The sequence below is a fragment of the Photobacterium sp. 1_MG-2023 genome, assembly GCF_030547945.1.
Taxonomy (GTDB): Bacteria; Pseudomonadota; Gammaproteobacteria; order Enterobacterales; family Vibrionaceae; genus Photobacterium.
The window spans coordinates 1-14,377 of the sequence record NZ_JAUORR010000013.1 but is presented as its reverse complement, the minus strand read 5'-3'; the positions used below and the strand labels follow the sequence as shown (position 1 = coordinate 14,377).

General features: G+C 51.2%; 15 protein-coding genes and 1 pseudogene. 3 read left to right on the top strand and 13 right to left on the bottom strand.

Annotated features, from left to right (window positions below; all coding sequences use genetic code 11):
* Positions 1–94: 94 nt before the first annotated feature.
* Positions 95–679 carry a superoxide dismutase [Fe] gene (gene sodB / locus Q4579_RS12735; protein ID WP_211647484.1) on the bottom strand — a complete coding sequence of 195 codons (585 nt, stop codon included), beginning with the start codon at positions 677–679 and terminating at the stop codon, positions 95–97.
* 424 nt (positions 680–1,103) lie between these two features.
* On the opposite strand from sodB, the gene Q4579_RS12730 reads away from it, so the two are divergent.
* The gene (locus Q4579_RS12730) at positions 1,104–1,445 is read left to right on the top strand and encodes a Grx4 family monothiol glutaredoxin (RefSeq protein ID WP_303564740.1); all 342 of its coding nucleotides are present in this window, start codon (positions 1,104–1,106) and stop codon (positions 1,443–1,445) included.
* Between the two features lie 56 nt (positions 1,446–1,501).
* Here Q4579_RS12730 and Q4579_RS12725 read toward each other — a convergent pair whose 3' ends face one another.
* From Q4579_RS12725 to rnt, 4 genes are all read right to left on the bottom strand, one after another.
* Complete coding sequence (locus Q4579_RS12725) at positions 1,502–2,824, bottom strand: Na+/H+ antiporter family protein (RefSeq protein ID WP_303564739.1); 1,323 nt, start codon at positions 2,822–2,824, stop codon at positions 1,502–1,504.
* A gap of 300 nt (positions 2,825–3,124) precedes the next feature.
* Positions 3,125–5,521 (bottom strand): VolA/Pla-1 family phospholipase, encoded by a 2,397-nt coding sequence (locus Q4579_RS12720; protein ID WP_303564738.1) that lies wholly within the window; start codon positions 5,519–5,521, stop codon positions 3,125–3,127.
* A gap of 39 nt (positions 5,522–5,560) precedes the next feature.
* On the bottom strand, positions 5,561–6,808 hold the full coding sequence (locus tag Q4579_RS12715) for an outer membrane protein transport protein (protein ID WP_303564736.1): 1,248 nt from the start codon (positions 6,806–6,808) through the stop codon (positions 5,561–5,563).
* A gap of 288 nt (positions 6,809–7,096) precedes the next feature.
* The gene (gene rnt, locus Q4579_RS12710) at positions 7,097–7,762 is read right to left on the bottom strand and encodes a ribonuclease T (protein ID WP_303564734.1); all 666 of its coding nucleotides are present in this window, start codon (positions 7,760–7,762) and stop codon (positions 7,097–7,099) included.
* A 173-nt stretch (positions 7,763–7,935) separates the two neighbouring features.
* Between rnt and Q4579_RS12705 the strand changes: the two genes are divergently transcribed.
* Entirely contained in the window at positions 7,936–8,832 is an 897-nt protein-coding gene (locus tag Q4579_RS12705; RefSeq protein ID WP_303564732.1) for an OmpA family protein, read from the top strand.
* 56 nt (positions 8,833–8,888) lie between these two features.
* On the opposite strand, the gene Q4579_RS12700 is transcribed toward Q4579_RS12705, so the two are convergent.
* Entirely contained in the window at positions 8,889–9,332 is a 444-nt protein-coding gene (locus Q4579_RS12700) for a DUF2753 family protein (protein WP_303564730.1), read from the bottom strand.
* Between the two features lie 14 nt (positions 9,333–9,346).
* Complete coding sequence (locus tag Q4579_RS12695) at positions 9,347–9,958, bottom strand: superoxide dismutase (RefSeq protein WP_303564728.1); 612 nt, start codon at positions 9,956–9,958, stop codon at positions 9,347–9,349.
* 183 nt (positions 9,959–10,141) lie between these two features.
* On the opposite strand from Q4579_RS12695, the gene Q4579_RS12690 reads away from it, so the two are divergent.
* Complete coding sequence (locus tag Q4579_RS12690) at positions 10,142–10,486, top strand: hypothetical protein (protein WP_303564726.1); 345 nt, start codon at positions 10,142–10,144, stop codon at positions 10,484–10,486.
* A 54-nt stretch (positions 10,487–10,540) separates the two neighbouring features.
* Here the strand turns inward: Q4579_RS12690 and gloA are convergent, their stop codons facing one another.
* From gloA to Q4579_RS12660, 6 genes and pseudogenes are all read right to left on the bottom strand, one after another.
* Entirely contained in the window at positions 10,541–10,936 is a 396-nt protein-coding gene (gloA, locus tag Q4579_RS12685) for a lactoylglutathione lyase (RefSeq protein WP_303564724.1), read from the bottom strand.
* Between the two features lie 16 nt (positions 10,937–10,952).
* The gene (nth, locus tag Q4579_RS12680) at positions 10,953–11,594 is read right to left on the bottom strand and encodes an endonuclease III (RefSeq protein WP_211647494.1); all 642 of its coding nucleotides are present in this window, start codon (positions 11,592–11,594) and stop codon (positions 10,953–10,955) included.
* Positions 11,595–11,701: 107 nt separating this feature from the next.
* Positions 11,702–12,406: an electron transport complex subunit E gene (locus Q4579_RS12675; RefSeq protein ID WP_303564723.1), complete on the bottom strand. Its 705-nt coding sequence runs from the start codon at positions 12,404–12,406 to the stop codon at positions 11,702–11,704.
* Positions 12,407–12,411: 5 nt separating this feature from the next.
* Complete coding sequence (gene rsxG, locus Q4579_RS12670) at positions 12,412–13,044, bottom strand: electron transport complex subunit RsxG (protein ID WP_303564873.1); 633 nt, start codon at positions 13,042–13,044, stop codon at positions 12,412–12,414.
* An 11-nt stretch (positions 13,045–13,055) separates the two neighbouring features.
* Positions 13,056–14,102, bottom strand: a complete 1,047-nt coding sequence (rsxD, locus tag Q4579_RS12665; RefSeq protein WP_303564721.1) for an electron transport complex subunit RsxD — start codon at positions 14,100–14,102, stop codon at positions 13,056–13,058.
* Between the two features lie 2 nt (positions 14,103–14,104).
* A pseudogene (locus Q4579_RS12660) lies at positions 14,105–14,377 on the bottom strand (electron transport complex subunit RsxC); the annotation flags it as partial.

Genomic DNA, 14,377 nt, shown 5'->3' with positions numbered 1-14,377 from the left:
GGAGTGGGGCTTCCTGCGAAAAAATAGAAACGTGAATCGAAGAAGGCCCGCACAATAGTGCGGGCCTTTTGCTTTGAATCACTTGCAAACTGTCTTAGGCAGCCAGGTTCTTCGCAACGAATTCCCAGTTCACCAGTGCCCAGAAACCATTCATGTAGTCTGGGCGCAGGTTACGGTAATCGATGTAGTAAGCGTGCTCCCACAGGTCAACAGTCAGCAGTGGCGTTACACCAGCTTCAGTCAGTGGAGTGCCTGCGTTCGAGGTGTTCACGATGTCCAGAGAACCGTCCGCTTTCTTCACCAGCCAGGTCCATGAAGAACCAAAGTTGTTGATTGCAGAATCTGTAAATTTCGCTTTGAAATCTGCGAAAGAACCGAAAGCTTTCACGATTGCATCTGCAACTTCGCCAGTTGGCTCACCGCCGCCGTTCGGGCTCAGGCAGTGCCAGTAGAAGGTGTGGTTCCAGATCTGAGCTGCGTTGTTGAATACACCGCCAGTTGACGTTTTGATGATCTCTTCCAGAGATTTATCAGCGAACTCAGTACCTTCGATCAAACCGTTCAGTTTCACAACATAAGTGTTGTGGTGCTTACCGTGGTGATATTCCAGCGTTTCTTGAGAGATGTGTGGCTCAAGTGCATTTTTCTCGTACGGTAGAGCAGGTAGTTCGAATGCCATTACTCGATTCTCCATATTGATGGTGTGGGCGGACCCACGACATTGCTTCCGTTGGTAGGATTGACACCTACCTCACTTCAAACTGTCTGTTATTGTATACAAGCGATAGGCTTGCGTGTTTTCAAATTATTTTAGCAAGTTTTTTCTTTATTAAAAGTACCCTGAACGAAAAAGCTTGGCTTCGGGCTGCTGTGGCTGAATCGGGTTCAGAAAATATTCAGATAAGTATATCCCAGTCCCTTCTGGATGCATGATGTGGTCAGTGTGCTCTGACCCGCCGTTGCGGTTCCGAGTTGGAAGGGATCGCAGGTGAAAGTTGCCTTGTGTCTTAACCACACTGGGATTAGGCGTTTTTTTCCTTGGCGTGACAAAGTAGAATGTGGGTATCACACTTATTGAAGCGCAAAAGTCGTTAGAGGAAGCTATGGAAACCATCGACAAAATCAAACAACAGATCGCTGAAAACTCAATTCTGTTGTACATGAAAGGATCACCAAAACTGCCAAGCTGCGGTTTTTCTTCTCAGGCTTCTCAGGCACTGATGGCTTGTGGCGAAAAGTTTGCTTATGTTGATATCCTGCAAAACCCGGATATCCGTGCTGAACTGCCTATCTACGCACAATGGCCAACGTTCCCGCAACTGTGGGTGGAAGGTGAGCTGGTTGGTGGTTGTGACATCATTCTGGAAATGTTCCAGAAAGGTGAACTGCAGCCATTGATTAAAGAAGCGGCAGGGCGTCGTGACAGCGAAGAAGCGTCTGAATAATTGATTGCTGAGTAAAAAAAGACCCCGCAGATGCGGGGTCTTTTTGTTTTCGTGGTTTATAACACCATGGATGCCAGCCAGCCAAAGGCAATCAGCGGCAGGTTATAGTGGACAAAGGTCGGGACTACAGTATCCCAGACGTGTTCGTGCTGACCATCGGCGTTTAATCCGGCGGTGGGTCCCAGTGTTGAATCGGACGCTGGTGAACCGGCGTCACCCAGTGCCGCAGCAGTGCCAACCAATGCAACAGTTGCCAGCGGTGAGAAACCAAAGCTCAGGCACAGTGGTACATAAATGGTTGCCAGAATCGGAATCGTCGAGAAGGATGAGCCGATCCCCATGGTCACCAGCAGGCCAACGATCAGCATCAGCAGGGCCGCCAGACCTTTATTATCGCCAATGGCATGAGACAGCGAACTGACCAGAGTTTCGACACCCCCGGTTGCTTTCATCACAGAGGCAAAACCGGCTGCTGCAATCATGATGAAGCCAATCATGGCCATCATATGGACGCCTTTGGTGAATACATCGTGGGTATCTTTCCATTTGATGACGCCAGCAATGGTAAACACCATGAAACCGGCTAACCCACCAATGATCATCGACCCACTGTACAGTTGCACACCCAATGCGGCCACAATCGCTCCGGCGGCGACATAGACATGCTGCATGTTGATTTCAGCATGTTCCGGTTCATTGGCCAGAATCAGTTCTTCTGAATACTCGCGTGGCTTGCGGTAGCTGACAAAGGTTGCCAGAAGTAAGCCAAACAGCATGCCTGCAGCCGGCAGAATCATGGCATAAGGCACCTGACTGGCGGCGACATCCAAACCATTGTCATGCAGGTTTTTCAGCAGGATATTGTTCAGGAAAATGCCACCAAAACCGACCGGCAGCACCATGTAAGGCGTCACCAGACCAAATGTCAACACACAGGCAATCAGGCGGCGGTCAAGTTTCAGTTTGGCGAACACATGCAGCAAAGGGGGAATCACAATCGGGATAAATGCAATGTGGACCGGAATCGCGTTCTGCGACGAAATCGACAGCAGCAACAGAATGGCCAGGACGGAGTATTTCACGCCGGTCGCTGCCGCCGCATTATGGTGGCCACTGATGCGTTTGATGACTTTTTGTGCCAGTACATCTGTGATCCCGGAGCGGGAGATCGCCACGGCGAATGTCCCCAGCATGGCATAACTTAATGCTGTGGTTGCACCGCCGCCCAAGCCACCTTCAAAGGCGCCAATGGTGTCGGTCAGGGAGAGCCCTCCGACCAGGCCGCCGAGGATGGCACTGAAGGTCAGCGCGACCACGACGTTGACTCGCATCAGCGCCAGCACCAGCATGACGCAGACGGAAATAACGACAGGATTCATAAAACAACTTCCATTTTAAATTCGTGTGATTGCATTGATGAATAATCATGCGATCCAGGCTAAAACGAGCAAGCCGTCTAGTTTGCTGAAATTTTCATACATGTCGAGAAGAAATTGTGCTCAAGGTAGAGTTTTTCACCTGAGAAGACCAGGCAGGGGAGTGGAAGGAACCTGAATGTCTGTTGTTGGCATGAACATCTGTGGTGATACAGGCTGCGAACTTTAGGTGTCCTATTCATTTTTCATGCAGAAACAAAAAGAAAGGCCAGCACTGCTGGCCTTTGTCGATTTGCCGACCGGTTAAGGTGTCGGGTTGATGTTGGATGCATCGCTAATGGTCAGTACTGTGCCATCTCCATTTAGGATTGAACTGACCTGACCTTGCATTTCGGCTGTTAAACCATCGCCATTTAACAGAGAACCATGCGAACCCGTGTTGTTAAACAACACAGCATTCCGAACGATCTGGCCATTCACCGACGTTGTGGTCGGAGCCAGGCTCATGGTTTGAAGCAACGGGAGGGTTCCGCCAAATGGCGAGTAAGGCAGCAAGATGCTGGTTCCTGTCACGACTGAGCCTGCGGTACCTGGCTGTGCCAGCATATTTGGAATCGTGGCATCATCTTCGACTTGAGTCAGGTAAACCGGTAAGTCCGCCGAGACTTGCAGTGAAGTATTAATCGGGTCGACGGTATCCAGCACCCCTTGTGCAACATAAGCGAATAGGCTGAACTGGCCGTACGCAGTTGCTAGCGTTCCTTCTGGATCTCCTGCGCCGACCCGATTTGCTTCAAATGCCTCGAAACAGGCTTTAGGATCGCTCAGAGACTGACTGGCACAGAACTGCTGGAACTTTGGGGTGGATGCGAGCAGCAGTTGACCTTTGATCGAATTGCCAAACGTACCTGACTGAAGTAACAGGTAAGGAATACCAGCCCCCGGATTCGCCAGCGCGACTTTGTTAATCGCGAAAGCGGCATCACCGGCAGGGTCGTTCAGGGTTCGGTTCGCGGCATCAGCGACATTGATCCCGGTGATTGCTCCCAAAGAATGTCCGACGAAGCCAACGCCCGCCATTGGATTTAATCTTGCTAACACGCCGAGTGTTGGATCTCCAGCTGCCATGCGTTGAAAGACAGTTGTAATCCCAAGACGCAGGTTCAATACGTCAATGGTGCTCTGGCGCAGGTTATCCCGTGCGACTGTGAGTGCTGCCAGGTTTAGGTATAACGCTGGGTTACCATCCGGACCTGAAGCACTACCGACGCCTGTAATGCCACGATCGCCATGCAGTGGATGGTCAATCGCGAAGATTGCATGACATTCAGTACCAATCAGACTGTCGGCTAGGGCTGCAACCGTATCTTTTGTCGATGTAATACCGTGCTGATAGATGGACACTTTGCTTGAACCGGTTTGGCAAGTGGCCGTATCTGATGACAAGACAAGCGTATATTCAACGGTATCGACTGCTTTCAGTTTTGGCACAGGACTATAACGGGTAATCAGTCGTTCTTCATCCAGTTGCGAACCATCGGCCAGTTTTAAAGTTGAACCTGTAAGCGCCTGCAGTACTCTGACCTGAGTTTCGGGATCGGTTTTCACGGCAGCTAAATCTTCTGTCGTGATCTGCAGTGCCGCCAGTTGTTGGACAATCGCCGCTTTGTCGGCATCAGAGCCGTTGTTCAGCACATAGCTGATTTTTGCCAGACTCGGCATACCGCTTTGCCAAGGTGTATTGCTGAATTTGGTGGGATCTTTTTCCAGGAAGTACGGCAGTTTGATTGTTCCGGTGTAGATTGGATTGCCACCTGGTGTGGTGGTGCCAGTATCGGTTGGCTCGCTCATCTTGAACAGATCTTGCAGATCACTCTGGCTGATGCCATCAGCAATAGCGCTGCCTTGCCAGATATTCTCGGCACCATTAGTTAACGCGAGCGCAGAAGCGGATTTTGCAGCATAGAGCACTTCGCCAACCGAGGCGGTGGTGAACCAACTGGAGAAAATAATCTTATTCTTTGGTGCACCTGCAGCTGCAGCCAGCGTGCTTTCTACCGCGTGCGTGATGGCCTGAGGTTTCTCCAGTGCAGCATCCGGCACTTTACCGACACTCTTCAGGACCGCATAAGAGTTAGACAGGCCGACAGGATTCCCTTTGCTGTCTTTCAGATCACTGGTGACTGCAAACATATAGTGGCTGGCCGGATCTAGAGGCTTTGTCAGGATCACGGTCAGTGTGGTTCCGGAAGCGGTCACCATGAAGTCGCCATTCTCTGCCGACAAGACTTTCGGTGTGGTTGTATCTGCAGGGTTGGTTGGATCACCAGACTGAATCAGATAGAAGCTGTCTGCAGCAGTTTCTGCGGCCAGATCGTTCCCGGTAAAGTTAATGTTGATGGGCTGAGTGGTACTCCAGCCGTCTGTCTGGCCCCAGGCGTAGGCCGGGTCACTGATATTCGCCACTTTAGCGCTGCTTTCTGTCGCGATGGTGCCATCGTCTAGATCCATGGCAATGAAGCTTGGCGTAACAACCTTTTTTTCAGCCGAGAGCAGATCAAACTCGATTTTGGTTTCGGCATTCAGGCTGCTTTTGATATCCGGATCGATGGTTGGTGTACCACTCAGGCCTTTTTCATCCCCACAACCGTATAGTGCAAAGCTGGAAGCAACCAGCAGGGCAAGTAATTTCTTGTTCATTGTATTTCCCTAAAATTCTGTTCGACGGTGATAACTGGCTTAGAAACGGTAATTGGCCTGAGCTGCACTGATAATCGCGCCGCCGCTGGACTCAAAGTTCTGCCCTTCTTCAGAGAACGAAATCTCTTTAGCGATGAGGTAAGCCAGACCGATGTCTAAGGATAAATCCGCGTTGAAGTCATAGGTTGCACCTGCAGAGAACCAGTTTCGGTCCGTATCCGGAATACTCAGAGTTGGCTTGCCGGCCTGCTCATCAAAGGCGTAGCCGCCACGGATGGTCCATTGCGGGTTGATTTTATAGGTAGCACCAATCGCATATCGGAATGTGTCGTCATAATCTTCTTCTTTCAGCAGGCAGAGTCCGGCATTGCCGTTATAGCCCGGGTTACACTGATTGCTGGTTGCGCGCAGTTCTTCGAACTTGCTGTACTGTGTCCACTGAACGCTATAATGCACAGCCCACTGGTTATCGAGCTGGTGGAAGCCAGAGAATTCAGCAATCGCGGGTAAAACGACGGTCAGATCACCCGGCACCGTATTATTGGGAATCCCGGTGATACGGCCTGTGAAATCGGTAAAGTCCCCTTCAAAGTCGAGGTCCGTTTGTGAGCGGTAACTCAAACCGAAGCGGTTGTCGCCATTCAGCTCGAAGAGGGCACCCACGTTCCAGCCAAAGCCCCAGGTGTCACCTTCCAGTTTGACGGTTTTATCACTGGGTTCTGCGCCAGGCACTGCAAGAGCAAGATCACCAAAATGACGGTTCAGCTCTGCGGTGGCAAAGATGGCACTGATGCCCGCGCCAAGGCTGAGCTGATCGTTGACACGATACGCAATACTTGGGTTGAAGTTCACTGTAATCAAAGATGTCTCACCAGCAAGTGAACCAGCATGAAAGCTTTCATCGTATTCAGTCGTGACCCCATAGTTTGAGAAGACGCCCAAACCAAAGGCAAGTTTGTCATTGATTGGCTGGATGTAATATCCGGCAGGGACAATACCAATGGGGGCGACGTCTTTCGCGATTTGATCGCGGTCGACACTATCCACATCAATCGACGGGTCCACAACGCTGATCGCGCCAGAGAGCGTCCGCTGTTTAAACAGAGTGGATGCCGCGGGGTTGCGTGCCAGAACAGATGCGTTATCTGCGATGGCTGCTTCACCGGCAAAAGCTCGGCCTAATCCACTGGCTGAGTGTTCTGCGACCTGGAAACCAGCACTCTGAGCCTGGAGGGACGTCAGCGCGGCTGCCACGGCGAGTGCGGTTACATGAATTTTTTTGGACATTATGCTGCCTCTCTTGTTGTTTATTTTATCGGTACGCGTTGCGTGCTTCTATCCATGAAGGAAAGGTGAATCTGCTTATATGACTGGAGTATAAGGATTCGAAAACCCAATGTTAACCATATGTAACAGGCAGTTTGCAGGTTAAACTGCTTTTTTGCACAGTGTATTATTTAAGTTTGTTTTAAACAATTGTTTTAGGCTGGAGATCGGATGGCATCTGAATGATAGAAAAGGCCCAGCAATGCTGGGACTTTGGTAAGAGGTCTGATGAGTATTAGTGCTTGTTTGTTAATGCTCAATTTCTTCATCTGTTTGAAGTGCGGCGACAGGCCATCCGCCTAATTTCTTCCATTTGTTAACGATCTCACAAAATAATTCTGCAGTCCGCTCTGTATCATAAAGCGCGGAATGGGCTTCTTTATTACAAAATGGAATACCAGCGGCTTCGCAAGCTTTTGCAAGGACAGTTTGTCCCCATGCCAGACCGCTCAATGCTGCCGTATCAAAGGTTGCAAACGGATGGAAAGGGATGCGTTTCAGGTTCGCCCGCTCAGATGCCGCCATCACAAAACTGTGATCAAAATTGGCATTGTGCGCGACCATAATTGCACGAGAGCAGCCTTCGGCTTTTTGCTCTTTACGGATGACTTTGTAGATTTCTTTCAGCGCTTCTTCTTCGGACACGGCACCACGCAACGGGCTGAAAGGGTCTTTGATCCCATTGAAATCCAGTGCTTCCTGATGAATGACAGCACCTTCAAAAGGGCTGACGTGGAAGTGCAGAGTTGTCGCTGGTTTCAGCCATCCTTCTTCATCCATCGTCAGTGTCACTGCACAGATCTCCAGCAGAGCATCTGTACCGGCATTGAATCCGGCCGTTTCGACATCGACGACCACAGGGAAGAAACCACGAAAGCGACTTTTCAGGGTATGTTGTGTGTTTTCTTGGCTCATGAGATTGCTGCTGATAAAAATGAGGCCAGCATTATGTCAGATCTGTTCATGAAGCTAAACCCTCATGCTCAGACGCGAATACATTGATACAGAGCCATAAAGCGAAAACTGAATTAAAGATTTTGCGCGAAAATCCGATACAATATTGAGTTCTTGCAAGTAGGTTTGACCGGATGAAAAAAATGACGTTGCCATTAAAGCTGGGGGCTTTGACTTTCTCACTGCTGAGTGTCTGCTCACAGGCATGGGCAGGAAAGTACTATGTTGCGACCCCGGCAGAATCGGCCTGGAAGATGGCAACAGCGACGCCATTGGAGTGCCAGCTTCAGCATGACATTCCGCATTTTGGTCTAGCGTCCTTTACCTCCCGTGCCAGTAAAAAAATCAATCTGGATTTTGAACTGAGTATGCGTCGTCCGCTGGGCCAGACAAGCAATGTTACGCTGGTCTCAATGCCGCCTCGCTGGCGACCGGGAGAAGTTGCAGAGCCGCTGGCAAAACTGAAGTTTTTCAAGCAGTTCGATGGTTATGTGGGCGGGCAAATGGCCTGGACCATGCTGTCTGAACTGGAAGAAGGTAAAATTCCGACATTCAGCTACGCCGACTGGCAGCACCGCAACGAGCGTGTCGACGTTGGTTTGTCTGCGGTGGCATTCAGTGCGGGGTACAGTGCCTTTAGTACGTGTCTTGCAAATTTGCTGCCGTACAACTTTGAAGATATTTCCTTTACTGTGCTGCATTATGACAAAAACAGCGATGAACTGAATAAAGCGTCCCGGAAACGACTGGCGCAGATCGCGGATTTTATCAAGTACAGCGAAGATATCGATCTGGTGCTGGTGGCCACTTACAACGACTCATCAGGTGGCAAAAATACCAATCAGGTGCTCTCTGAACGTCGTGCTGAAAAGCTGGAAGATTACTTTGTGTCGCTGGGGCTACCGAAAGACCGTATTCAGGTTCAGGGATTCGGTGAGCGTCGCCCTATCGCAGACAACAGCACGCCTATCGGACGAAACAAAAACCGTCGGGTGGTCATTTCGATGGGTCGCAGTTCCAGCATTCTGTAACATGAACAGGGCCTGCGACCCATGCCGACGTTGTCGGGTGGGTGCAGGCGTTTCACTCACTGTAAACGGAAGCGGGCGATGAGTTCGCACTGATTCGAGGTGGTAATATGCGCCACCTGCTGGGCTACCCGAGGATTCGGATGCCGCTTGAGGAAATCAATCAGTGCGGATTTACAGCAGCCCAATGAACTGATGAAGGCTTCACATTCACGGTGAGGGCATTGCGGAATCAGCGCCATAATCTGTTCCGAAGCCAACTGCAAATATTTGAGTTCGTAGTCTTTATCTCCCTGCTTACGCCAGAAGCTCGCCATGTTATGGCAGGCAGTGACCTTAATTGCCAGCAACTCTTCCAGCTCATCCAGGGTTCCTTCAATGGCTTCCAGTTGCTGCGATTCGGCCAGTGCGAGCTGATAATGAATCACAGACATCATCGGCTTCTCGGCTTTTTCAGCTTCGGCGGCCAGTAAGGTATGCATTTCCCACCGTGACACGTTCATTGTGTTTCCTCCTGTTACTGTTGGAGCGTCTCCAGATAGTTCTGTTCTACCTGCTCCCAATCGACCACATGCCACCAGGCATCAATGTATTCAGGTCGTTTGTTCTGATACGACAGATAGTAAGCATGTTCCCAGACATCCAGCGCCAGAATGGGCGTACCCCGTTTTTCGACCACATCCATGAGTGGGTTGTCCTGATTTCCCGTGGTGGAGATCTCCAGTCTGCCATCGACCACAGACAGCCAGATAAAGCCGGAACCAAAATGGGTGGCAGCCGCTTCGGAGAATGCAGCCTGAAAATCATCAAAGCTGCCAAAGTGGCAGCGAATGGCTTCCGCCAGTAATCCGCCAGGTTGGCCGCCGCCATTCGGTGACATGCAAATCCAGTACAGATTGTGGTTATAGAAACCGCCCCCGTGGTTGCGAACCGCAGGGCTGTGCTCTGAAACCCGTGAAAAGATCGATTCAAAACTTTGTTCTGCCAGCGGTGTTCCCTGAATTGCACTGATGAACTTGTCGAAATAGGTTCTGTGGTGACGGCTGTAATGCACTTCCATCGTTTTGGCGTCGATGTAAGGTTCGAGTGCATCGTATGCATAGGGCAGGGCCGGGAATTGAAATGACATGGGCTGTCCTCCTTGTATGAAAGATCTAAATAGTAATGAGATCGTTTATCATTATCAATAAGTTTAATCCTGAATGCGCTGGGATCTCAACATTGAAGCTGAGAGGGATGCAAAAAACGCTAGATTGATAAAAGCGAAGGTGAAACAGATAGAAAATCTATCGAGAAAAAGCGTGGTGTGCATATGAAATGGCAACTGATGGCGATAGCCATAATTCTTTCAGTCACTTCTGCGGTTGCAGAAGAAAAAAATATTACCAACAGTGGATTGGAGATGCTGAAAGAAGAAATTGCAGCAGCAACTCAGGCTCAGTTAGTGACAAAAGAGCAAGCTGAAGAAATGGGTCTGAACAAAGCTGCAACCTATGAAGTGTTCAGTACGGTGAGTGCGGATAATCTTACGGAAAACGTGCTGGAAAAACTGAAAGCGTCGAAAATGCCATATTACTCTGTTGAGGTGATGGAACCCGGCAACGAATCGGAGAATTATCGTGCTGAGGTCATTGAGTATTTTGGCAAGGTTGAATAACCAGCGGGTATCACAGAGCGTTGGAGAGTGGGCAGGTATCCTGCCCACATGCTTTCAGGCTTCGCGCTGGATCAATTCAATCTGATAACCGTCCGGATCCCGGACAAACGCGATATGTGTGGTTCCGCCTTTCACCGGACCCGGTTCGCGGGTCACGTTTCCGCCCGCTTGCTTGATGGCGTCACAGGTGGCGTAAATATCCTCAACACCAATGGCAATGTGACCAAACGCGGTGCCCATGTCGTATTCTGAGGTGCCCCAGTTATAGGTCAGCTCAATGACAGCGCCTTCCGACTCATCCGTGTATCCCACGAAAGCCAGCGTATACTGATAGGCTTCGTTTTCTGATTGTCTCAGCAGCTTCATGCCCATCACGTCTGTATAGAATGCGATTGAACGGTCCAGATCGCCAACCCGGAGCATCGTGTGTAAAATTTGTCCGTGAGCCATGTTTGTCTCCTCAGGTTTATTCGTTCGGATAGACTTTCTCTTTGAATTCACAAAGATCTTCAATAATGCAGCTGCCACAGCGGGGTTTTCGGGCAACACAGGTATAACGACCGTGCAGGATCAGCCAATGATGCACGTCGACTTTAAATTCTTTGGGCACCACTTTCAGAAGCTTTTGTTCTACCTCGTCGACATTCTTGCCCATGGCAAATTTGGTGCGATTCGACACCCGGAAAATATGGGTATCAACAGCAATTGTCGGCCAGCCAAATGCGGTATTGAGAACGACATTTGCGGTTTTCCGGCCAACGCCAGGCAAGGCTTCCAGCGCTTCACGGTTTTCAGGGACTTCACCGCCGTGTTGCTCCACCAGAATCCGGCAGGTTTTGATGACGTTTTCAGCTTTAGAGTTGAACAGGCCGATAGTCTTAATGTATTCCTTCACACCTTCGACACCCAGAGCCAGGATGGTTTCAGGCGTGTTGGCGACCGGATAAAGTTTGTCGGTCGCTTTGTTGACACTGACATCCGTTGCCTGCGCTGAGAGCAGCACGGCAATCAGGAGTTCAAAGGGGGTGCTCCAGTTGAGCTCTGTTTCCGGATGTGGGTTTTCGGCACGCAATCGCTCAAGGATTTGAACGCGTTTCTGGTTATTCATGCTCGCTTCCTTCGTTCAGCAAGGCAGGTTCCGGCAGCTGAGTCTGTAGGGATGCCGGAAACCTGTGTCTGAATCTATGTCTGCGGTGGTTCGCAAGACAACAACATTTAATTCGCGGAGGTAATTCGCACCCGCTCGATTTCTGGCTTCTGCTCGGCGACTTTGGTTTTTTCTGCACGCTTCTTGTCGATGATGTTTTTCAGCGCGATCAGAAAACCGACGCCGATGAACGCCCCCGGCGGCAGCATGGCCAGCAGGAAATTATTGTCGGTACTGAAGACTTCGATTCGCAGCACAGCAGCCCAGTCGCCGAGCAGCCGGTCTGCGCCATCAAACAGGGTGCCATTCCCCAGCATCTCCCGGCCAGCCCCCAGAACAACCAGCACCGCCGTCATGCCCAATCCCATCCAGAGACCATCTATTACGGCAGGCATCGGGGCATTTTTAGAGGCAAATGATTCGGCCCGGCCAATGATGATGCAATTGGTGACGATGAGGGGAATAAAAATCCCCAGCGACAGGAACAGCCCGTAGGTGTAGGCATTCATCAGTAACTGGACACAGGTCACCAGGGCCGCGATGATCATGACAAAAATGGGAATCCGAACTTCACTGGGCACCCATTCCCGAATCAGCGAGACAATCAGGTTTGACCCGACCAGAACCATGGTGGTGGCAATGCCAAGTCCCAGTGCGTTGGTCACTGTGGCTGAAACCGCCAGCAGCGGACACAACCCCAGTAACTGTACAATCGCAGGGTTGTTGTGCCAGAGGCCATTGGCCATTAACTCTTTATTTTGCGCAGAACTCATGAGGCTCAGACTCCTTCGCAGTTTGCGGGTTGTGCGAACAGGGATTCCCCATGCGCATCAAAGTAGAGGGACACACGTTTGACCGCATTCACCACGGCGCGCGGCGTAATTGTCGCCCCGGTGAACTGGTCGAAGTCTCCGCCGTCTTTACGGACCGCCCAGCGGGGATCTTTTTCTCCGTTGAGCTTGCGGCCGGTAAAGCTGTCAATCCAGCGGGTGATCCGGGTATCAATTTTGTCGCCCAGTCCAGGCGTTTCCTGATGGGCCAACACACGAACCCCGGTCACTGTTCCTGTCATATCCAGGCCCACGATGATTTTGATCGCCCCGTTGTAACCATCGGGTGCGATGGCTTCAATGGCAACGCCACTGGGCTGATCTGCCTGAGTGGCCAGATAGGCCGGCATGGGCTCACTGGTTCCCAAGTGTTCCTGATCCTGAATCAGAGTACAGTGTTTATAAAGCTCATTATCATGGTTGTTTTTCGGAATGACCTGATTCAGCACCTGAAGCAGTTGCTTTTGTTCCTGCTCCTGAATCCGGGAAGCCGTGACTTGATGCGTCAGCGCAACCAGTGCCGTTGCCAGCAGGGCCGACAGCGCCAGAATGCCCCCGTTTTTTTGCATATTCTTCAGTATCATGGCTGCTCCTAGGAATGACCGTAAGTGCGTGGACGCGTGTAGTAGTCAATCAGCGGGACACACATATTTGCCAGCAATACGCTGAACGCCACACCATCCGGAAAACCACCGAAGGTACGGATCAGGTAAGTCAGAATTCCGATCGTGGCGCCAAAAATGAGCCGGCCCTTGGTCGTGGTTGAAGCCGAGACCGGATCGGTGGCAATGAAAAATGCACCCAGCATGGTGGCACCGGAAAGCAGATGAACCATAGGGGAAGCGGTGCCGTCCGGGCTGATGAGATAACCCAGGCTGCTGATTACAAAGAGCGATGCCAGCATGGCAACCGGGATTTGCCATTGAATGATTCGCAGCTTAAGCAGTATCAGGCCGCCAATCAGGAACCCAAGGTTCACCCAAGCCCAGCCAACGCCAGCCAGTCCGCTGAAGACAGGGCTATCCATGGCTTCAGTGGCTGTAAATCCGGCTTTCATTGCGGTTTTGATGGTGTCCAGTGGCGTCGCCATGGTGACACCATCGATTCCGTTCCGGAGCTGGTGGACGCTGAAACCATCTGTGGTAAATCCGGTAAAAATGACCTGAAGGCTTTCCATCAGCGTGACCGGATGTTCACTGATGGCTGCGGGCGGCAGCCAGGACGTCATGGGCACCGGGAAAGAGATCAGCAGCACCACATAAGCGACCATCGCCGGGTTGAACAGATTTTGCCCCAGACCACCGTACAGATGTTTGGCGATGACAATGGCAAAAAAGATCCCAATCACGGTGATCCACCAGGGCGCCAGCGGGGGAATGGACAAGCCAAGCAATACGCCGGTCAGCAGGGCGCTGTTGTCACGGACCTGACGAACCCTGCGTTTTCTGAGTACCAGTACCGCAGATTCTGCGATGATGGCCAGGCTGCCTGCGAACAAGACCTGAACAAGAACGCCCCAGCCGAAAAAGTAACATTGCGCAGCAAAGCCAAGAGCACAACACAAAATGACGTTGCGCATGATGTCATGGGTGCTGCGACGACTGTGCGCGTGGGGAGAACTGGCAATATTAAAAGCCACGGTTAGCTATCCTCGTCTGTTTTGTGTTGATTGTCAGCGTTTTTACTGGCGGCTTCCTGTGCCGCTTTCCGGGCTTTCGCGCGGGCAATGGCCGCAGCGACAGCTGCTTTCTTGGGATCGGCTGGCGCTTGCGTTTTTTCAGAAGGTTCTGGCTGATCGTCCGCAGATGCCGCTTCCGGTGCAGCCTGCGCCTCAGCCGCTTGGGCTGCTTTTCTTGCTTTCGCGCGGGCAATCGCCGCAGCGACAGCCGCTTTTTTGGGATCGGCTGGCGCTTG

What these genes read in the sequence shown, in the direction of transcription:
- nth (WP_211647494.1), bottom strand. Translation starts at nt 11,594, where the DNA reads ATGAATAACCAGAAACGCGTTCAAATCCTTGAGCGATTGCGTGCCGAA.
- Q4579_RS12690 (WP_303564726.1), top strand. Translation starts at nt 10,142, where the DNA reads ATGAAATGGCAACTGATGGCGATAGCCATAATTCTTTCAGTCACTTCT.
- Q4579_RS12675 (WP_303564723.1), bottom strand. Translation starts at nt 12,406, where the DNA reads ATGAGTTCTGCGCAAAATAAAGAGTTAATGGCCAATGGCCTCTGGCAC.
- rnt (WP_303564734.1), bottom strand. Translation starts at nt 7,762, where the DNA reads ATGAGCCAAGAAAACACACAACATACCCTGAAAAGTCGCTTTCGTGGT.
- Q4579_RS12730 (WP_303564740.1), top strand. Translation starts at nt 1,104, where the DNA reads ATGGAAACCATCGACAAAATCAAACAACAGATCGCTGAAAACTCAATT.
- Q4579_RS12705 (WP_303564732.1), top strand. Translation starts at nt 7,936, where the DNA reads ATGAAAAAAATGACGTTGCCATTAAAGCTGGGGGCTTTGACTTTCTCA.
- Q4579_RS12700 (WP_303564730.1), bottom strand. Translation starts at nt 9,332, where the DNA reads ATGAACGTGTCACGGTGGGAAATGCATACCTTACTGGCCGCCGAAGCT.
- sodB (WP_211647484.1), bottom strand. Translation starts at nt 679, where the DNA reads ATGGCATTCGAACTACCTGCTCTACCGTACGAGAAAAATGCACTTGAG.
- Q4579_RS12695 (WP_303564728.1), bottom strand. Translation starts at nt 9,958, where the DNA reads ATGTCATTTCAATTCCCGGCCCTGCCCTATGCATACGATGCACTCGAA.
- Q4579_RS12715 (WP_303564736.1), bottom strand. Translation starts at nt 6,808, where the DNA reads ATGTCCAAAAAAATTCATGTAACCGCACTCGCCGTGGCAGCCGCGCTG.
- gloA (WP_303564724.1), bottom strand. Translation starts at nt 10,936, where the DNA reads ATGGCTCACGGACAAATTTTACACACGATGCTCCGGGTTGGCGATCTG.
- Q4579_RS12725 (WP_303564739.1), bottom strand. Translation starts at nt 2,824, where the DNA reads ATGAATCCTGTCGTTATTTCCGTCTGCGTCATGCTGGTGCTGGCGCTG.
- Q4579_RS12720 (WP_303564738.1), bottom strand. Translation starts at nt 5,521, where the DNA reads ATGAACAAGAAATTACTTGCCCTGCTGGTTGCTTCCAGCTTTGCACTA.